The sequence below is a fragment of the Lactobacillus apis genome (assembly GCF_002837055.1).
GTDB classification, from domain to species: domain Bacteria; phylum Bacillota; class Bacilli; order Lactobacillales; family Lactobacillaceae; genus Lactobacillus; species Lactobacillus apis.
In genome coordinates this window covers 562,719-582,991 of sequence record NZ_PDKP01000001.1, presented here as the reverse complement: position 1 = coordinate 582,991, position 20,273 = coordinate 562,719, and the positions used below count along the sequence as shown (strand labels likewise).

At 37.5% G+C, this 20,273-nt stretch carries 16 protein-coding genes; 14 read left to right on the top strand and 2 right to left on the bottom strand.

Features of this window, described 5'->3' with window-relative positions; genetic code table 11:
• The first annotated feature begins 2 nt into the window (after window positions 1-2).
• From rnpM to CRG87_RS02770, 14 genes are all read left to right on the top strand, one after another.
• On the top strand, window positions 3-299 hold the full coding sequence (rnpM, locus tag CRG87_RS02835) for an RNase P modulator RnpM (protein WP_101138666.1): 297 nt from the start codon (window positions 3-5) through the stop codon (window positions 297-299).
• Between the two features lie 2 nt (window positions 300-301).
• On the top strand, window positions 302-613 hold the full coding sequence (locus CRG87_RS02830; RefSeq protein ID WP_074425229.1) for a L7Ae/L30e/S12e/Gadd45 family ribosomal protein: 312 nt from the start codon (window positions 302-304) through the stop codon (window positions 611-613).
• Window positions 614-617: 4 nt separating this feature from the next.
• Window positions 618-3,278, top strand: coding sequence for a translation initiation factor IF-2 (gene infB / locus CRG87_RS02825; RefSeq protein WP_074425230.1), 2,661 nt, complete (start codon window positions 618-620; stop codon window positions 3,276-3,278).
• A gap of 18 nt (window positions 3,279-3,296) precedes the next feature.
• Complete coding sequence (locus CRG87_RS02820) at window positions 3,297-3,659, top strand: ribosome-binding factor A (protein WP_046307037.1); 363 nt, start codon at window positions 3,297-3,299, stop codon at window positions 3,657-3,659.
• Between the two features lie 43 nt (window positions 3,660-3,702).
• Window positions 3,703-4,596 (top strand): tRNA pseudouridine(55) synthase TruB, encoded by an 894-nt coding sequence (truB, locus tag CRG87_RS02815; protein WP_074425231.1) that lies wholly within the window; start codon window positions 3,703-3,705, stop codon window positions 4,594-4,596.
• Between the two features lie 20 nt (window positions 4,597-4,616).
• The gene (gene ribF, locus CRG87_RS02810; protein ID WP_074425232.1) at window positions 4,617-5,549 is read left to right on the top strand and encodes a riboflavin biosynthesis protein RibF; all 933 of its coding nucleotides are present in this window, start codon (window positions 4,617-4,619) and stop codon (window positions 5,547-5,549) included.
• A gap of 136 nt (window positions 5,550-5,685) precedes the next feature.
• A complete protein-coding gene (gene hrcA, locus CRG87_RS02805; RefSeq protein ID WP_074425233.1) occupies window positions 5,686-6,735 on the top strand; it encodes a heat-inducible transcriptional repressor HrcA in 1,050 nt (349 codons plus the stop codon).
• Between the two features lie 12 nt (window positions 6,736-6,747).
• A complete protein-coding gene (gene grpE / locus CRG87_RS02800) occupies window positions 6,748-7,329 on the top strand; it encodes a nucleotide exchange factor GrpE (protein WP_074425234.1) in 582 nt (193 codons plus the stop codon).
• 18 nt (window positions 7,330-7,347) lie between these two features.
• Complete coding sequence (gene dnaK / locus CRG87_RS02795) at window positions 7,348-9,204, top strand: molecular chaperone DnaK (RefSeq protein ID WP_074425235.1); 1,857 nt, start codon at window positions 7,348-7,350, stop codon at window positions 9,202-9,204.
• A gap of 78 nt (window positions 9,205-9,282) precedes the next feature.
• Entirely contained in the window at window positions 9,283-10,422 is a 1,140-nt protein-coding gene (dnaJ, locus tag CRG87_RS02790) for a molecular chaperone DnaJ (protein ID WP_046307029.1), read from the top strand.
• Window positions 10,423-10,562: 140 nt separating this feature from the next.
• Window positions 10,563-12,401 (top strand): translation elongation factor 4, encoded by a 1,839-nt coding sequence (lepA, locus tag CRG87_RS02785; protein WP_074425237.1) that lies wholly within the window; start codon window positions 10,563-10,565, stop codon window positions 12,399-12,401.
• Window positions 12,402-12,571: 170 nt separating this feature from the next.
• Window positions 12,572-14,848: a single-stranded-DNA-specific exonuclease RecJ gene (gene recJ / locus CRG87_RS02780; RefSeq protein ID WP_074425716.1), complete on the top strand. Its 2,277-nt coding sequence runs from the start codon at window positions 12,572-12,574 to the stop codon at window positions 14,846-14,848.
• Between the two features lie 89 nt (window positions 14,849-14,937).
• Window positions 14,938-15,465 (top strand): adenine phosphoribosyltransferase, encoded by a 528-nt coding sequence (locus CRG87_RS02775; RefSeq protein WP_074425238.1) that lies wholly within the window; start codon window positions 14,938-14,940, stop codon window positions 15,463-15,465.
• 308 nt (window positions 15,466-15,773) lie between these two features.
• Window positions 15,774-16,292, top strand: a complete 519-nt coding sequence (locus CRG87_RS02770) for a GNAT family N-acetyltransferase (protein ID WP_074425239.1) — start codon at window positions 15,774-15,776, stop codon at window positions 16,290-16,292.
• A gap of 116 nt (window positions 16,293-16,408) precedes the next feature.
• Here the strand turns inward: CRG87_RS02770 and CRG87_RS02765 are convergent, their stop codons facing one another.
• Together CRG87_RS02765 and eno are read right to left on the bottom strand one after the other, a co-directional pair.
• Window positions 16,409-18,682 carry an HAD-IC family P-type ATPase gene (locus CRG87_RS02765; protein ID WP_074425240.1) on the bottom strand — a complete coding sequence of 758 codons (2,274 nt, stop codon included), beginning with the start codon at window positions 18,680-18,682 and terminating at the stop codon, window positions 16,409-16,411.
• 175 nt (window positions 18,683-18,857) lie between these two features.
• Complete coding sequence (gene eno / locus CRG87_RS02760) at window positions 18,858-20,144, bottom strand: phosphopyruvate hydratase (RefSeq protein ID WP_046307019.1); 1,287 nt, start codon at window positions 20,142-20,144, stop codon at window positions 18,858-18,860.
• Between the last annotated feature and the right edge of the window lie 129 nt (window positions 20,145-20,273).

The window sequence follows — 20,273 nt, the reverse complement described above, 5'->3', positions numbered from 1 at the left end:
TTTTGAAAAAAAGAAAAATTCCAATGCGCAAAGATCTATTAACAAATAGTATGCAACCGAAAAAAGAATTAGTCCGTGTCGTAATTGATAAGGAAAAAAACATTTCGGTTGATCCTACTGGGAAAAAACCAGGCAGAGGTGCATACGTATCTTTAGATCCAAGCAAAATAAAATTTGCCCAAGAAAAAGGGTTATTAGATAAAAGCTTAGGTACAAAGGTTCCTGAGTCCTTTTACGAAGAACTCTATTCTTACGTTGATCATCAAAAGGCAAGAAAAGAATTGTTTGGTGATAAATAAATTTGCAAAATAGAACAAAAGCATTAAATTTACTTGGACTATGTGAGCGAGCTGGAAAACTGGTTTCTGGTGTAGATATCGTTCTTGCTTCACTAAAGTCGAAAAAAGTAAAAGTAGTTATTTTGGCTAATGACAGTCATGCAGACACCTGCGAAAAAGTCACTAGAGCTGCTAAGCAAAATGACGTAACAGTAATAGATGATTTTAGCAGCGATGAAATATCACATGCGGTGGGCAAAAACCGAAAAGTATTGGGAATTACTGATACAGGTTTTGGTAAAGCACTAATACAAAAAATACATAAAGGAGTGTGATTTGATGACTAAGAAAAGAATTTATGAAATTGCAAAAGATTTAGGCATCGATAATAAAGACGTGGTCAAAAAGGCGAAAGACCTTGGCTTTGATGTAAAAAATCATATGTCATCACTAGAAGATTCTCAGGTGAATCAATTGAAGGGTAGTTTTAGCAACCCCGCTCCCGCTAAAAAGCAAGAGAAGCAAGCCAATAAAAAGAGCAGTAAAATCAAAATTTCTGTCACTTCAATTCGTAAAAACGAAAAGAATCACGAAGAAGCCAAAAATACTAATGGCTCTCGACGTAGCAATAATCGTAAAGCGAATAACCGTAGTCAACAAAATCAAGACCGTTCTAGGCAAGCTACTAATCAGAATCACGCGCAAAAAGTTACCAAACCAGCTGCTCAAGATTTGCTTAAACAGTTGAAACAAAAGCAAAGAGTTGAACAAAGTTCATTAAACAAGCAGACAGAAAAAGCGCGCGAGTCATATCATAAAGATATAAATAAGCCTGATAGTACAAAAGAAGAAAAGAAATCAATTGAAAAAACAGAATCTACTGTTTCAAAAGTAACTAAGGTGGAGAAAACAACGTCTACAGTAACTGGTCCAAAAATCATTAAACCATCACCAGCCAGATTGAAGCAAAATCAAGAAACTTCTTCTAACCAAGTTAGAAAAATTGACAATGCTGCAGCTCCTGAACCTGCTAAAGATGAAAAAAGACGCGGTAACGGTCATAATTCTCGCAACGCAGGAAAACCAGGACGTAAGGGTAAAAATCAGTCATTTGGCAATAACAGCAATGGTTTCTCAAAACGTCAAGAGAAGCGCAAGAATAAAAATAAAAAACATCAGGTTGAGCAAGTGCCTAAAAAGCAGCCAACTCAAAGAAAAGAGCGTCCATTACCAGAAACTCTTGTATACGAGGTAGGAATGAATGCCCAAGACTTAGGTAAAATTTTACACCGTGAACCTGCTGAAATTGTTAAGAAATTGTTCATGCTTGGTGTGATGACCAACCAAAATCAATCATTAGATAAAGATGCAATTGAATTAATTGCTGCAGAATATGGTATCGATGCTGAAGAGAAGGTACATGAAGATATAGCTGATATTGACAACCTTTATAGTAAGCGGATGGAAGCTTCTAAAGAGTCGAAACATCAACACAAACGTCCACCAGTTGTCACAATCATGGGTCACGTTGATCATGGTAAGACAACTTTACTTGACCGTTTGCGTCATACTCATGTTACTGATCATGAAGCAGGTGGTATCACGCAGAAGATTGGTGCATATCAAGTCAGAATCGATAACCAACCAATCACATTCTTGGATACCCCAGGACACGCTGCATTCTCAAACATGCGTGAACGTGGTGCTGAAGTAACTGATATTGTTATCTTAGTTGTTGCTGCAGATGATGGTGTAATGCCACAAACTATTGAGGCGATTGACCATGCCAAAAGTGCTAAGGTTCCTATTATTGTAGCCATTAATAAAATGGATGCTCCAGGTGCAAATCCACAACACGTTACTGAACAGTTAATGAAATATAATTTAATTCCTGAAGATTATGGTGGCGACACAATTTTCGTCAATATTTCTGCTAAAACTGGTGAAAATGTTGATGAATTGTTGCAGATGATTTTATTGCAAGCTGATATGATGGAATTAAAGGCTGACTCCACACAAATGGCAATTGGTACCGTGATTGAAGCGCGTCTATCTCGTGGGCGTGGTCCTGTAGCCGATGTTCTTGTTCAACAAGGTACTTTGCGTACAGGTGATCCAATTGTCGTTGGTAACCGCTTTGGTCGTGTCCGTGTAATGACAAATGATCGTGGTCGTCAAGTAGAAAAAGCAACGCCATCAATGCCAGTTGAAATAACTGGATTGAACGATGTTCCTGAATCAGCTGATAAGCTGGTTGTCTTTGAAGATGAAAAGACTGCTCGTAGTGTTGGTGAACAAAGAGCTCAACAAGCACTGCAACAATCACGTGAAAACGTTCAACATGTCACTCTTGATAACTTGTTTGATACAATGAAGAAAGAGAACATGAAGGAAGTTGATGTTGTTTTGAAGGCTGATGTTCAAGGTTCGACAGAAGCATTACAACAATCACTTGAAAAGATTGAAGTTGAAGGCGTTCGCGTTAATATTATTCACGCTGGTGTAGGTGCTGTTAATGAATCAGACGTTACACTTGCTGGAGCTTCTAACGCATTTATCATTGGGTTCAATGTTCGTCCAACGGCAACTGCCAAATCACAGGCCGAAGCTGATGGTGTTGATATTCGTTTGTACAGTATTATCTATAAAGCAATTGATGATGTTAAGGCCGCTATGCAGGGTATGCTTGAACCAACATACGAAGACAAGGTTGTTGGTAATCTAACTGTTCGTGAAACTTGGAAGGTTTCAAAGGTTGGTACAATTGCCGGTGCATTTGTTGATTCAGGTTACGTTTCTCGTGATGCTGATGTCAACTTAATACGTGATGGCGTGGTTATTTACTCAGGTAAAGTAGCTTCTCTGAAACGCTTTAAAGATGATGCCAAAATTGTTAAGCAAGGATTTGATTGTGGTTTAACCATAGAAGGCTACAATGATATTAAAGTAGGCGATGAACTTGAAGCCGTTGAGCAACAAGAGGTAAAGCCTAACAACTAGTTTAACTAGGAGGAAAACATGAAACACAGAGTAGGTCGTGTTGAAGGAGAAATCCTCCGTGAATTAACTAAAATTTTGCGGAAAAATATTCGTGATCCGCGTGTAAGTGATGTTACAATTACAGCAGTTGAATGCACTAATGATCTATCATATGCAACTATTTATTACAGTATTCTTTCTGAAAGTGTTAAAAAGGAAGAGGAAGCTGCAGCTGGTTTAGAAAAGGCAAAAGGGATGATGAGACACCTGTTAGGACAAGTGTTGACAGTCTATAAAGTTCCTGAGCTGATTTTTAAACGCGATAATTCAGTTAAATATGGTAGTAAAATTGACCGTTTGATTGCTGAAGTAAAGAAGCAAGATGAGGATCGCAATAATTAATTAAGAAGCGCTTGCGAGCGCTTTTTTTATGGAATAGGAAAATATGATAAACGGAATTTTAGTAATCGACAAAGATAAAGGCATGACAAGTGCTGATGTTGTCTATCATTTGCGAAAAGCATTACATATCAGAAAAATTGGTCATGCTGGTACACTAGATCCAGATGTGACAGGTGTACTGCCAATTGCAATTGGCCAAGCTACTAAGCTAATTGAATTAATGCACACACAGAATAAAAAGTATGAAGGCACAGGAATTATTGGTTATGCGACTGATAGTTATGATGTAAGTGGGACAGTTTTAGAAAGTGAAAAAATCACAGCCCCAATTTCAAAGGAAGCTATTCAACAAGCAATGCAAAGCTTTGTGGGAGAAATTGAACAGGTTCCGCCAATTTATTCCGCTGTTCGAGTTAATGGTAAGCATTTATATGAATATGCCCGTGCCGGTATTGAAGTAGAGCGACCAAGGCGGCAGGTGCAAGTTTATCAATATGATATTAAAAATGATCCAACCTTTGATAAGGAAAAAGGTGAGGAAAGTTTTGACTTTCAGATTGAATGTAGTAAGGGCACTTATGTCAGGTCTCTGGTCAACGATCTTAAAACTGAATTGAATGTTCCTGCAGTTATGGAATCATTGAGAAGAACTGCTAGTTCAGGTTTTGACTTAAGTCAAGCAGTTAAACTGGATGAAGTAATTAATGCACCAGAAAAGATTGCCGATTTTATTCAACCAATTGATGCCTTTTTCAAGGATTATGAAAGTATCAACTTGAATGATCAGCAATGGCTTAAGGTGAAAAATGGTAATGCAATAGTTTTGAAAACGAATGCAAAAAAAGTTGCGTTAAGGTACAATAATAGCATTAAAGCAATATACGAAAAGGATGACCACATGTATCATCCGTTTTTAATGCTATTACAAAACCAGTAAGATGAAATGAAGGCTTTATTGTGCAAATTATCCATTTAACTTATCCAATTAAGGAGAATATTTTCCCTACTAAGATTGTGCTTGCTTTGGGCTTTTTTGATGGTGTACATCGTGGTCATCAACATTTAATTAGAACTGCTAGAGAAAAAGCAACTGAGAAAAAGCTTCCTCTTGCAGTGATGACATTTGACCGTCATCCCAAGTCAGTTTATCAAGGAGCAGATGTTAGCTATATCGATAGCTTAGATGAAAAAGCATACAAAATGGAAAAATTGAATGTCGATTATCTTTTGGTAATGCACTTTAGTGATGCTTTTTGTAAGTTAAGTGCTCAACAATTTATTGATGAAATTATTGTAAAACTTGAAACAGATACAGTCGTAGCTGGATTTGATTATACGTATGGTCCAAAAGACGTAGCAAATATGGAAAATTTCCCTAAGTTTGCTAAAGGCAGATTCGATATCGTCAATGTGCCACAGCAGTCATATGGTGGACAAAAAATTGGTTCTACTGAAATAAAAAAAGCCATTGTTAATGGTGACATGGAACTAGCTAATGAACTTCTTGGCTTTCCATATATGATGTCTGGAAAAATTGGTCATGGTTTGCGCAACGGGCATAAGCTCGGTTTTCCAACTGCTAATTTGGTTTGGCAAGATAATAAGGTTATTCCAAAAATTGGTGTTTATGCCACAAAAACAAAGATTGATGGGTATTGGTATGATTCAATGACTAGTGTTGGATACAATGTAACTATCGGCGATGGAAAAAAAGTTTTAATAGAATCAAATTTATTTGGCTTTGATGAAGAGGCCTATGGCAAAAAAATGACTATTAAATGGTACAAGTATACACGTGGTGAGATTAAATTTGCTAATTTGGATGATTTAAAGAAACAAATGGAAGCAGACGAGACCGAAATAAAGGCTTATTTTGCTCAGCAAAGTTAATTTTAGTTAAACAGTAATTCAAGTTAAAATTAATCGCGGAAAAATTAGCACTCAGCTTGACATTCTGCTAAAAGCTAGTATCATAATAATTGTTAGCACCAAAAAAGTATGAGTGCTAAAAGTGAGGGCGATATTTATGTTGACCGAACGTCAAGAATTAATTTTAAAAACAATTATTAATGATTTTACTCAGACGCATGATCCTGTTGGCTCAAAAACAGTGATGAATCAGTTACCGATGAAAGTCTCAAGTGCGACAATTCGAAATGAAATGGCTGTGCTTGAAGATAAGGGTCTTCTTGAAAAAACACATCTTTCAAGTGGACGAATTCCGTCGATGGACGGTTATCGGTACTATTTAGACAACTTGCTTGAGCCACTTAAGATACCATCCTCTGTTTACAAGAGAATTGTTAATCAACTTGATCAACCATTTCATCAAGTTAATGAAATTGTTCAAGAAGCAGCAAAGATTTTATCTGATTTGACTAATTACACAGCTTTTGCAGAAGGGCCAGAAAATAATGATATCACAATAACTGGTTTTAGAATTGTCTCTTTAATTAATAGACAAGTGATGGCAATTTTAGTTACTAGTGATGGTGATGTTCACAACCAAGTTTATAACTTGCCACGTAACATCAGTGGTGATGAAATTGAAAAAGCAGTCCGAATGATTAACGATGAGTTAATTGGCAAAACGTTAAATGAAGTTACATCATCTTTGCTTAATCGAACTTTGGGTAAGAAGCTTGGTGATTCTCATGCAAGTGATTTACTTGAGTTGGTTGAAGACGTCATTAAAGATGCTACAAGTGAGCAAATGTATGTTGATGGTCAGATTAATTTACTTAATAACACTTCTTTGGATGATGTCTCAAGTTTACGCTCTGTTTATGAATTAATTGATCACAATGATTTGATTTCAGATATGGTTGATCAATGTATGAACTCAGACAGTGGTAAGTATCCAATTCGTGTTAGTTTGGGTTCAGATTTGCCAAGTGATTTACTTAAGGACTATAGTCTGCTCACTGCGGAATATAGTGTTGGTTCACATGGTAAAGGCGTAATTGCTTTACTTGGTCCTAACAATATGCCATATTCGCAAGTAATTGGTCTTTTGGAATATTTTAGAAATGAACTTGCTAAGAAACTACTTGAGTATTATGGTAGATTCAAATAAAGGAGGTTAGCCGTGAGTAAAGAAAAATATGCTAGTGAAAAAGATCTAAATAAAGATCAAACTAAAGCTGAAGAAAAAAAGTCTGATACAAAGGCTAATACTACAGATAAAAGTAAGAAGCCTGAGACTTCAAAGAAGCTTGAAACAGAATTAGCAAAAATAAAAGAAGAACAAAAAGAACTAGAAGACAAGTACCTTCGTAGTCAAGCGGAAATGCAGAATATGCAAAATCGCTACAACAATGAACGTGCTCAATTGATTAAGTATGAATCGCAATCCTTAGCTAAAGATATTTTACCAGCGATGGATAATTTAGAAAGAGCATTGGAAACTAAGGTAGATGATGAGGCTTCGCGTCAACTTAAAAAGGGTGTTCAAATGACTTTGGATGCGCTTGTTAAAGCCATGAAGGATCATGGAATTAGTGAAATTGATGCTGAAAAAGCACAGTTTGATCCGAACTTACATCAAGCAGTTCAGACTGTTGCAGCTGAATCTGATGATCAAAAAGATCACGTCGTTCAGGTTCTACAAAAGGGATATTTATATAAAGATCGCACATTAAGACCAGCAATGGTTGTTGTTGCTCAATAATTGAAAGGATGATTATTAATGTCAAAAGTTATCGGTATTGACTTAGGAACTACTAACTCAGCAGTTGCAGTTCTTGAAGGAAAAGAACCTAAGATAATTACTAACCCAGAAGGTAACCGTACTACTCCATCTGTTGTTGCTTTTAAAGATGGTGAAATTCAAGTTGGTGAAGTTGCTAAAAGACAGGCAATTACCAACCCAAACACAATTTCATCAATCAAGCGCCACATGGGTGAAGCTGACTACAAAGTTAAAATTGGTGATAAGGCTTATACTCCTCAAGAAATTTCAGCAATGATTTTGCAATACATTAAGAAGTTTTCTGAAGACTACTTAGGTGAAAAGGTTACTGAAGCTGTTATTACAGTTCCTGCATACTTCAATGATGCACAACGTCAAGCAACTAAGGATGCTGGTAAAATTGCTGGTTTAGATGTTAAGAGAATCATCAACGAGCCTACTGCTTCTTCACTTGCTTATGGTCTTGATAAAGATGCAGAAGATGAAAAAGTTTTAGTATACGACCTCGGTGGTGGTACTTTCGATGTTTCAGTTTTGCAATTAGGTGATGGCGTCTTCCAAGTATTGTCAACAAACGGTGATACTAACCTTGGTGGTGACGACTTTGATAACAAGATTATCGATTGGCTAGTTCAAAACTTTAAGGATGAAAATGGTGTTGATCTTTCTAAAGATAAGATGGCTTTGCAACGTCTAAAGGATGCTGCTGAAAAGGCTAAGAAAGACTTATCCGGAGTATCTTCAACTCACATCTCACTTCCATTCATCTCAGCAGGCGAATCAGGTCCACTTCACCTTGAAACAGATTTAACTCGTGCTAAATTTGATGAATTAACTGCTGATTTGGTTGACCGTACAAAGATTCCATTTGATAATGCCTTAAAGGATGCAGATTTAACTGTAAATGACATTGACAAAGTTATCTTAAATGGTGGTTCAACTCGTATTCCAGCTGTTCAAGAAGCGGTAAAGAGATGGGCTGGCAAAGATCCTGATCACTCAATTAACCCTGATGAAGCTGTTGCCTTAGGTGCCGCAATTCAAGGTGGTGTCATTTCAGGTGACGTTAAGGATGTTGTTTTACTTGATGTTACTCCACTTTCACTTGGTATTGAAACCATGGGTGGTGTCTTCACTAAGTTGATCGAAAAGAACACAACTATCCCAACTTCAAAGAGTCAAATCTTCTCAACAGCTGCTGATAATCAACCAGCCGTAGATGTTCATGTTTTACAAGGTGAACGTCCAATGGCTGCAGATGACAAGACTTTAGGTCGTTTTGAATTAACAGATATTCCTGCGGCTCCTCGTGGTGTTCCTCAAATTCAAGTTACTTTCGATATCGACAAGAACGGTATCGTTAACGTATCTGCTAAGGATATGGGTACTGGTAAGGAACAAAAGATTACTATCAAGAGTTCATCTGGTTTGTCTGATGAAGAAATTCAAAAGATGCAAAAAGAAGCTGAAGAGCATGCTGAAGAAGACAAGAAGAAGAAAGAAGAAGTTGATCTTCGTAACGAAGTTGACCAATTAATCTTCTCAACTGAAAAGACTTTGGATGATGTTAAGGATAAAGTATCTGAAGAAGATACCAAGAAAGTCAAAGATGCTCTTGAAGCTTTAAAGAAAGCTCAAAAAGATAACAACTTGGACGAAATGAAGACCAAGAAGGATGAATTATCTAAGGTTGCTCAAGACTTGGCTGTTAAGCTTTACCAAGCTAATGGTGGTGCTCAAGGTGCTGATGCTGAAGGCCAAGCTGGTCCTCAAAACCCTGGTTCACAAGATGGCAATTCAACAGGTGGTTCTGCTGACGAAGGTGAATTTCATAAAGTAGACCCAGACAAGTAAAGGGTTTATAATTAAATAAATTAGAAAAGAACTGCCGCAATAGTAGTTCTTTTCTTTTGTAAAGTAAGGAGCTTTTAGATGGCACAAGAAGATTATTATGACGTGCTAGGTGTTAGTCGTGATGCCAGTGATAAAGAAATTAACTCTGCTTACCGTAAATTAGCTAAAAAGTATCACCCTGATATAAACCATGAGCCAGGTGCTGAAGAAAAGTATAAGAAAATTAATGAAGCTTATGAAGTTCTTCATGACCAACAAAAGCGTGCACAGTATGACCAATTTGGTTCTGCTGGTGTAAATGGTCAAGGTGGCTTTGGCGGTGGAGCAGGTCAGGGCTATGGTGACTTCAGTGGTTTTGGTGACTTTAGCGATATTTTCGGTGATATCTTTGGTAATGGTGCGCGTCAGCAACATGTTGATCCAACTGCACCTACTAGGGGCGAAGATTTAGATTATACTTTAACCATTGATTTTATGGATGCAATTACTGGTAAGAAGACTCAGGTTTCATATACTCGTAGCGAAACCTGTTCAACTTGTCAGGGTAGTGGCGCTGAAAAAGGAACACATCCAACAACATGTGACAAGTGTCAAGGAACTGGTTATATGACCATTACGCAACAGTCTTTAGTTGGTGTTGTACGAAGACAAACAACATGTGACAAGTGTCATGGCCGTGGTGTAATTATTGAGCATCCATGTCAGACATGTCATGGTAATGGTGTTGTTGATGGCAAGAATACGATTGAAGTTAATATTCCTGCAGGTATTGATAATGGCCAACAATTGCGCTATGAAGGTCAAGGTGAAGCTGGTAAAAATGGTGGACCTTACGGGGACCTATACATCAGTTATCGAATTAAGCCTTCAAAAGAATTTGAACGTAGTGGTAACACAATTTATACAACAGTACCGATTTCATTTGCACAAGCTACTTTGGGTGATGAAATCAATGTTAAAACCGTTCATGGTGAAAAGAAGTTGAAGATTCCAGCTGGTACTCAGCCAAATAAGAAGTTCACTTTACATGGTGAAGGTGTACCATACTTACGTGGCAACGGTAATGGTGACCAAGTAACCACGGTTCAGGTTCAGATTCCTAAGTCAATTAATGAAAAGCAAAGAGAAGCGCTGGTTGAATTTGTCAAAGCCGGTGGAGGATCAATTACCCCACAGGAGAAGGGTTTCTTTGAACGCTTAAAAGATAAATTACAATAAACTGTCAAAGCAATGAGTTTAATAACTTGTTGCTTTTTTGTTTAAGCGGGATTAAAAGATTAGCTGAGATGACAATTAAAAGTTTTATCCCTTTTAGCGAATTTGCTATAATAGGAAAGATAGAGTAAAGGGTGCAATTTATGGATATTAAAAAATTACAAGATTATCAAGAACACATTCGCAATTTTTCTATTGTGGCACATATCGATCACGGAAAATCAACAATTGCTGATCGAATTTTAGAGCTGACTGATACAGTTTCAGAGCGACAATTAAAAAATCAAATGCTGGATGACATGCCACTTGAGCGTCAACGTGGTATTACCATCAAAATGAACTCTGTAGAAATTAAGTATCATGCAAAAAATGGTGAAGACTATATTTTCCACTTAATTGATACGCCAGGTCACGTCGATTTCTCTTATGAGGTTTCGCGTTCTTTGGCCGCCTGTGAAGGAGCATTGTTGGTTGTAGATGCTTCTCAGGGTGTTCAAGCACAGACTTTAGCTAATACATATTTAGCAATTGATGACGATTTAGAAATTTTGCCAGTAATCAATAAAATTGACTTACCTTCCGCAAATCCAGAGCAGGCTAAGGAAGAGATCACTGAAATGCTAGGTCTAGACGCTTCGAACGCTGCCGAGGTTTCTGGTAAGACTGGACAGGGAATTGACGAATTACTCGAACGGATCGTAAAGGATATTCCTGCTCCGTCAGGTGATTTAGAGGCTCCTCTTAAAGCGTTAATTTTTGACTCAAAGTATGATGATTATCGAGGCGTAGTTCTTTCCGTTAGAATAGAAGAGGGAACAGTAAAACCTGGCGATCAGATTAAGATTATGAATACTGACCAAGAGTATGAAGTTACTGAAGTTGGTGTCTCAAGTCCTCATCCAGTAAAAAAAGATTTATTGATTGCTGGTGATGTTGGTTACTTAACTGCTAATATTAAATCGGTTCGAGAGACACGAGTGGGTGATACGATTACTTCAGCTGAACATCCAACTGCAGAACCTCTTCCTGGCTATCGTCAAATACCACCAATGGTATATTCTGGTATGTATCCAGTTGACAATGCTAAATATGACGACTTAAAAGAAGCTCTCCAAAAGCTGCAGTTAAATGATGCTGCATTGGAATTTGAACCAGAAACTTCAACTGCTTTGGGATTTGGATTTAGATGTGGTTTTCTAGGCTTACTACACATGGATGTGGTTCAAGAACGGTTAGAACAAGAATTTGATTTGGATTTAATTATGACCGCGCCTTCGGTTGATTATCATGCAATTATGAATGATGGTTCAACCAAAGTAATTGATAATCCAGCCGATTTACCATCAGCAGGAGAATATAAGGAAGTTCAAGAACCTTATGTTAAGGCAGAAGTAATGGTTCCAAACGATTTTGTCGGACCAGTAATGGAACTTTGTCAACGTAAGCGCGGTGAATTTGTCACAATGGATTATCTTGATAAATACCGTGTCAATGTGATTTACAATATGCCACTTGCTGAAATAATCTATGACTTCTTTGATGATTTGAAGTCTTCGACTAAAGGTTATGCTTCACTTGATTATGAAATTACGGGATATCGTGCAACTGATTTAGTTAAAATAGATATTTTGCTTAATAAGCAGGTAATTGATGCATTGAGTTTTATTGCGCATAGGGATGAGGCACAAGATCGTGCACGTCAAATGACCTCTATGCTTAAGAAGTTAATTCCGCGTCAAAACTTTGAAGTTGATATTCAAGGAGCAATTGGTGCAAAAATTATTTCACGTGCTACAATTAAGCCTTATCGAAAAGACGTTACCTGGAAAATTCACACGGGTGACCCAGACCGTCGTGCTAAGTTATTAGATAAGCAAAAACGTGGTAAGAAACGAATGAAAGCCGTTGGTCGTGTAGAGGTACCACAAGATGCTTTCATGGCTGTCTTACGAATGAATGATGACGATTTAAACTCTAAATAATAAATTGTTTAACAAAATAAGCAAGGCTGCGACTCTATTATCTGATGGATATTAATCCTTATGTATTTTTAGAATATAATCAGATAATGGTGCCGCAGTTTTAATCTGGTATTTTTTATCAAGCAGATAAAGATAAGTGTAAATAGAAAAAAGGCTTAATTAATTTAATGATAGATTGGAAACAGCGCACAGGAGAAGAGCTAGCTCCTGAACTAGTTGAAAAATACCAACTTGGCAATACTGAGGCAAAATTATTTTCTTTGCGTGGTATTAACACTGATGAAAAACTGAATTTTTGGTTTAATGCAACAGAAGAAGACTTAGCAGATCCCAGCTTAATGCACGACTTGGATAAAGCAGTTGCAAGAATCAATGATGCAATTGACAACGGAGAGAAAATAACAATCTATGGTGACTACGATGCTGATGGCATTACCGCAACCAGTATTATGATGGAAACCCTGGCTATCTTAGGTGCAGATGTTCATTTTTTCATTCCTAATCGTTTCCGTGATGGTTATGGTCCCAATATGGCAGCTTATGAAAAAATCGTTGCAGACGGAACCAATTTAATTATTACTGTAGATAATGGGATAACAGGGGTTGAAGAGGTAGCTTACGCTAAGACTCACGGGGTCGATACGATTATTACTGACCACCACAAAATTCAAGAAGATGTACCGGATAGTTATGCAATTGTGCATTGTAATTTTCCTGGCCAAGATTATCCCTTTGACGACTATTGTGGTGCCGGTGTAGCTTATACAATCTGTCGGCAATTAATGCAAGATCCAATGCCGGAACTATTAGAACTTGCAATGATTGGAACAATTGGTGATATGGTAAAAGTTTCTGGTGAAGGTCATATCATCGTAAAAAGAGGACTCCAACAGCTGAATCAGACAGAGCGCCCTGGATTACGTGCTTTAATTAAAAATTCTGGCTTAAATTTTGGACAAATCAACGAAACAGATATCGGTTTCAATATCGCCCCACGACTTAATGCGGTTGGTAGACTTGCTGATGCAAGCTTAGCTGTAGAATTATTACTAAGTGAGGATGAAGAAGAAGCCCAAGAAATTGCAGACCAGGTTGAGAAGCTAAACGATGAACGTAAAGAACTAACGGTCGAGGTTTATCAAAATTGTTTGGAGCAAATCAAAGCAAAGGGCTGGCAATCCAAAGGGACACTAGTAATTTATAATCCTGAATTCCATGAGGGCGTTTTGGGCCTTGTTGCAAACAAGGTTGCTGAGCAGGTGCATAAACCAACAATCGTTTTAACTAAAAATGATGATGGAATTATTAAGGGATCTGGACGCTCTATTGCAGGTTTCAACCTATTTAATGCTCTCGATCCGCTTAAAAAGGATCTATTCTTAAAGTTTGGTGGCCATGATTTTGCCTGTGGTCTTTCTATGGAAGAGAGTAAAATTGAGGCGCTAAGAAAGGCATTTGAAGATAGCTATCATGGCGTTCATGAGCAAATTGTAAAGCCGTATGATATGGAATTGCCTTTTGAAGAACTTACGATTGATTTAATTGATAAAATCGATCAAGTCGGTCCATTTGGAACGGATAACCCGCAACCCATTTTCTGCATATCTCAACCACAAATTAGTGGCTGCTTTTATATGGGCAAAGAGAAAAATCACATTAAAGTAACGGTAACTAAAGGAAATGGAAAACTTGAGGTTGTTGGCTTCAACAAAAAATATCTGACAAAAGTTCTGTTGCCATACATTGATCAGATGTTTATTCAACTCGGTAAGAACACTTTTCGTAATCAAGTTAAGCTGCAAGGCATTATGGAAGGGATGATCTTTGCTGCGCCTAAACTGGCTGTTCCTGCTCCAGTAGTTGATTTAAGGCAAGAAAAATATGTCATGGGTTTTGCTGACCGCTACATGTTATTCGATAAGAAAAACAAATTTGCAGCAATAAATAATTTCGACCTGGATGAAACCAAAATTACTTTAGCCAGTGAATATGATGAAGATGGAGAAGTGGTCGTTTTACTTGATGCTCCTCATAATCAGAATGAGTTAGATTTTGCACTTAGCAATAACTTTGAGCAACTGTACTTGCGCTTTTTAATGGATCAGCTACCTGTAAAGAATATTCCAGATAATAATGCATTTGAGAGTGTTTTACGCTATGTTTATTCCCATCCTGGACTAAGTGCAGAAGATTACCGTCAGGTAGGGCCATTTCTCAATCTAGACTATAATAGTATTCTATTCATTCTTCGGGTACTTTTTGAACTTAATTTCGTTGAAATGAAGCAAGGAAAAATTGTAGGCGTTAAAAATCCGGCTAAGATGCCTTTGACTGCTTCTAAATATTACAATGGTATTAGCTCACAGCTAAGTTTTATCAAACAACTTCGACAAATGCCAAGCAGTCAATTGTTAATGTACGTGAATAAGCAATTAAAACAGCATTAAGACAGATGCGCAAATGTGCAAAAAATGGTAGAATGAGTAAGTAAAACAGCTTAAGTTATAAGATTGTATTTTTGGAGGTTTTTCTTCTTTTGGCAAACGATTTTAAAGAACACATTGCAAGTGTTAATAATTTCCCTAATGAGGGTATTGTATTTCGCGACATTACCCCGATTTTGCAAGATGGAAAATTATTTCGAGAGGCCACTCATGAGTTGGCTGAGTATGCTAAAAATAAGGGTGCTGATGTTATTGTTGGTCCTGAAGCGCGAGGATTTATCGTTGGCTGTCCGGTTGCAACCGAATTAGGCGTTGGTTTTGTTCCTGCCCGTAAGCCACATAAATTACCTAGGGATGTTGAACGTGCTTCTTATGATTTGGAATATGGTTCAAATAGTCTAGAGATGCATAAAGATGCCCTTAAACCAGGTCAAAAAGTGGTAATTTGTGACGACTTACTAGCGACTGCAGGAACATTAACAGCTTGTAAGCAGTTAATTGAAAACCTAGGAGCTGAACTAGTTGGCGCTGCTTTCTATATTGAATTACCTGATTTGCATGGTCGAGAAAAGTTACCTGATTTAGATGTCTTTTCATTAGTTCAATATCACGGCGCTTAAAAAATAAAAAGATTGCACTTTCATAAGTACAATCTTTTTTTGTACTCTTTTTAGAGCAAAATTTTTAACATCAGTGAAAGAGCAAACTATACTAAATATGTTTGAAGGAATAGTTATGGCAAGGAAAATGCCATGATCTTTTCATTTAATTTGGAATGTCGAAATGTTGTTAAAAAAAGAATTAGCCAGCAAAAATAATTCCTAAATGAAAATCATTTTAAGTTCCAAAAAAAGTGTTCAATTTTTTTTACAAGTGAGATTCGAGTGGATATAATGGTACGGTATTTCAAAAAAGGGGATAGAGTAATTTGCAATTAAGAAAAGCAACAATGGCCGATTTTGACCAAATTATCACTATTTTAAAAGACGGTGCTAACCAGTTAGCTGAACGTGGAGTCAATCAATGGCAAGGTGATTACCCTTCAAAAGGCCAAATTGAAGAAGATATTGAACACGGTTGGGCTTTTTTGGCTGAATCTGATGATCATGAGACAGTTGGTGCTATTGCAATTGTTGATGGTCCAGATCATGTTTATGACCATTTAGATGGTAAGTGGCTGTGTGATACTGATAACTACGTAGTAATTCATCGTGTTGCAATTAAATCGAATCATGCTGGAAAAGGCTATGCTACTCAACTTTTGCAAGCTGTAATTAACGACATTAAGGATAATCGTAAAGAAATTGATTCCGTCAGAATAGACACACACGAAGATAATAAGGCAATGCAACATTTAATAGATAAAATGGGCTTCACCAAAGTTGGTCTCCTTCATGGGGTTTACCGTCCAAATGAAACCTCATATGTCTATGAATTGAAAAAGTAATAATTAGTTTTGATGAAGACTCCCAAGTATTTGGAAGTCTTTTTTCTACTAGAAATAAAAAACGCACCAAATTAATTTGATGCGTTTAATAAATATGTATTTAACTTTGCTTACTTTTACCTGTTCTTCATTATTGGTTGGTAAAAGAGGTCAATGATAATTGCAGCTACTAGTGCCACCAAAAATGTAATTGCCAGATTAGTCCAACTAATCTTAACCATTGCAATCCCCAAGATTGCTAAGATGACTGTTAGGATGACGTCACCTAGCTGAGTTAAACCGACAGCTTTGGAAGGATAATCTTGCCAAAAGTAACGTTTTGTTCTTGTAATTAAGATCAGGAACATTGCACTCAAAACAAGATATACGTAAACCATGGTTGAAATCGTCCCGTGATTCCAGCCATGAGTATTCAGATAGGCAATGGCTAGGATACCAATTAAAGTCCAACCAGAAGCTAGTGAAAAAGCAATTTTTGCCAATCTAGCCATATTCCAATTTTCTGGTTTGTAGGTAATATGCGTTCGGTCAGTACCAATCATCATCGTTACCATATTATTCATAATAGTATAAATAACCATTGCGTTTAGAGCCATTGGAATGTAGCCAAAGAAGAGGTAGCCAAAAGTTAGTAACATGGTCAGTTCAGCTGTTCTTGCGAGCTTGGTAAGAGACCAAGTAGTCATTCGTTGGTATACGCGATGTCCCGCATCGAGAATTTTAACGATTGAAGTTAGTCCATCCGTTAAAAGAACCATTTTACCAGAGCGTTTTGCAACGTCGGCCGCATTTGAAACAGCAATTCCGACTTCGGCTTGTCTAAGGGCAGGTGAGTCGTTCACCCCATCGCCAGTCATTCCGACAATATAGCCTTTTTGCTGGAAAAACTTAACCATTTTTAGCTTATCTTCTGGTAAAACGTCTGCAATTCCGGCTAACTTGCTGGTATCAGTTTGATCAGTAAAATCATGAATTGAAATTACTTCGCCTTCTAAGCCAACTTCTTTAGCAACCGCCTCAGCAGTTTTTTGGTTGTCACCAGTTAACATAATAGGCATAACACCACGTTTTTTAAGTTCAGCCAAAGCTGCTTTTGAATCGGAGCGAACTTTGTCTTGTAAAATAAAGACACCGGCTAACTTGTCATCAATTAGTAAGGCAACGGAACGGCCTGCACCAAAATCAATGTCCTTAACTTTAGCAGTAGCAGATTTATCAATAAGTGACAGTTGCTTAAAAGAACCTAATTTGACATTATATCCAGCAATAGTAGCCATTGAGTAGCCAGTACTTGAAGTAAACGGTGTAAAGTCATCAGGTGCTTTGATCTTTAGACCAAGACTAGAAACGTAATCATCGATTGCTGAGTCAATGATTTTTTTATTACGTTGGTCAGTTGCGGCAGCAGCTAATTCTAAAACTTCGTTATCAGTCATCTGACTAAAGTTAGTCCAATTGGCAACTGCAGTCTTGTTTTCAGTAATAGTTCCAGTTTTATCAAGTAAAATTAGATTTAAGTTGGCAGCATCTTGAATACCAGTTAAATCAGCTGTCAAGACACCTTCTTTACTTAGTCGAGTTGCTTCAAATGAGTTCGAGAGGGCAAAGGTTGAGGGCATTGCGACAGGGATAGAGGCAATAAACATCATTGCCAAGAAAGGCAACATTTCGATAAAATTGCTTATCTTCCCACCCTTAAAGAAGAAAGCAATGACTATCACTAGGGTTAAGATTCCATCTAAAATACACAAGTAGTAAATAATTTTGGTTAGAAGTTGCTGTAAGTGTCCAGGAGCAGCAGAGTTGTTAATTAGATTAACGGTCTTACCTGAGCGAGAATTAGCACCAGTTGCAGTTACCGTTGCTAAGCCACTGCCTTCAACAACAGTGGTTCCAGCATAAGCAGTGTCTTTTACCTGCTTTCTAACAGTTTTTGCTTCACCTGTAATTGAGCTTTCATCTGTAGAAATTTGTCCATCGATTAGCTTCACATCAGCTGCAAGAACGTCTCCAGCTTGAATACTAACTAAGTCACCAGGTACAAGGTACTTTGAATCAATATTTTGCCATTTACCATCGCGCATTACGGAAACAGTTGGAGTTAATTTATGCGAGATATTATTTAAAACTCGCCTTGACTGTTTCTTTTTAGATGCTCCGTTCCAAGCCGCAAATAATAGCATGAGTAGGACAAAGAGCGACTGGATCCATTTGCCTAAAATGCACTCTAGTAACAATGCTGCTTCCAAAATCCATGCCGATAAATTCCATAATTTTGATAAAAATTCCTTGAAAAAGTTGAATTGAGGTTCAGGGACTTCATTTAAACCATTTTTAGTAAGGAGTTCATCTGCTTCGGCTTGAGTTAAACCTTTAATATTTTCAGACATAATTTATCCTTCCTTAGTTTTTAAATACTTATCTAAATTAGCATAAAAGGGGCTTTTTTTCTAGCTAAAGGGTTAGCTCATATTAGTTTTTTACCGACATTATACATAACTGAAAAGTAATTTTATCTGCATACAAAAAGCCTGCATTGCTGCAGGCTTTTTTCAGGGTAACAAATTAGTCTTTGTCAACGCTGTCTGGGAAAGTAGCTAAACGCTCGCCTTCACCAAGTTCTTCTTCGATTTCAAGTAAACGGTTGTACTTTTCAACACGTTCTGAACGAGCTGGGGCACCAGTCTTCAATTGTCCACCGTTGATAGCAACAGCGAAGTCAGCGATGAATGTGTCACCAGTTTCACCTGAACGGTGAGAAATCATAGTGTTGTAACCATTCTTACGTGAAAGACGAATAGTTTCCAAAGTTTCAGTAACAGTACCGATTTGGTTTAACTTGATCAATGATGCGTTACCAGCACCTTCCTTGATAGCTTTAGTTAAAAGCTTAGGGTTAGTACAAATAAAGTCATCTAAAACAATTTGAATTCTGTCTTTGTGGCTTTGAGTGAACTTGATCATACCTTCAACGTCGTTTTCGTCGTAAGGGTCTTCGATAGAAATTAATTCTGGGAATTCATCAAGTAACTTGTCGTAGTATTCAGCTAATTGATCATCATCGAATACTTTGCCTTCAAAGTGGTACTTGCCATCTTCTTTGTTGTAGAAGTATGAAGCAGCACAGTCACAAGCAATAGCAATATCTTCGCCAGGCTTGTAGCCAGCTTTAATGATAGCTTCGTGTAAAGCTTGTAAAGCTTCTTCAGAGTTCTTCATGTTAGGAGCGAAACCACCTTCATCACCAAGGCCAGTTTCGTAACCCATATCTTCAAGAACTTTCTTCAAAGTATGGTAAGTGTTAACGATCTTTTCAAAACCATCACGGAAAGAAGTCTTCTTAACTGGAGTGATCATGAATTCTTGAACGTCAATACCGTTGTCAGCGTGCTCACCACCGTTAATAACGTTGTGGAAAGTTTGTGGCATTTCAAGGTCAGTACCGCCAAGGTATCTGTACAAAGGTTGGTTGCTGTCCTTAGCAGCAGCGTCAGCTGTAGCCATTGACACACCTAAAATTGCGTTAGCACCAAGTTCTGCCTTGTTTGGTGTACCGTCTAATTCGATCATTACACGGTCAATGTTAGCTTGGTCGTGAGGGTCTAAGCCTTTCAAAGCTTCAGCAATCTTAGTATTAACATTGTTAACTGCTTTAGAAACACCTTTACCACCAACGCGATCGCCACCGTCACGTAATTCAACAGCCTCATTTTCACCAGTTGAAGCACCTGATGGAACTTCAGCTTTACCTACGACACCGTTTGAAAGGGTAACAAAAGCCTCTACAGTTGGGTTACCACGTGAATCATAGATTTCCAGTGCATGAACATTTTCAATGACTGATTTTAACATCTAAAAACCTCCTAAATAATACATGCTGTACCAAGTAGGTACATACATTAAGAGGAGCAAAGGGCTCCATCTCTACATGACAAATTTTAGCCTAAGTTTGTGATTATGTAAACATTTGTAAACGATTTC

Excerpts from the sequence above, each read along its gene's own strand:
- infB (WP_074425230.1), top strand. The coding sequence starts at position 618 with ATGACTAAGAAAAGAATTTATGAAATTGCAAAAGATTTAGGCATCGAT.
- CRG87_RS02820 (WP_046307037.1), top strand. The coding sequence starts at position 3,297 with ATGAAACACAGAGTAGGTCGTGTTGAAGGAGAAATCCTCCGTGAATTA.
- truB (WP_074425231.1), top strand. The coding sequence starts at position 3,703 with ATGATAAACGGAATTTTAGTAATCGACAAAGATAAAGGCATGACAAGT.
- hrcA (WP_074425233.1), top strand. The coding sequence starts at position 5,686 with ATGTTGACCGAACGTCAAGAATTAATTTTAAAAACAATTATTAATGAT.
- dnaK (WP_074425235.1), top strand. The coding sequence starts at position 7,348 with ATGTCAAAAGTTATCGGTATTGACTTAGGAACTACTAACTCAGCAGTT.
- dnaJ (WP_046307029.1), top strand. The coding sequence starts at position 9,283 with ATGGCACAAGAAGATTATTATGACGTGCTAGGTGTTAGTCGTGATGCC.
- lepA (WP_074425237.1), top strand. The coding sequence starts at position 10,563 with ATGGATATTAAAAAATTACAAGATTATCAAGAACACATTCGCAATTTT.
- CRG87_RS02765 (WP_074425240.1), bottom strand. The coding sequence starts at position 18,682 with ATGTCTGAAAATATTAAAGGTTTAACTCAAGCCGAAGCAGATGAACTC.
- eno (WP_046307019.1), bottom strand. The coding sequence starts at position 20,144 with ATGTTAAAATCAGTCATTGAAAATGTTCATGCACTGGAAATCTATGAT.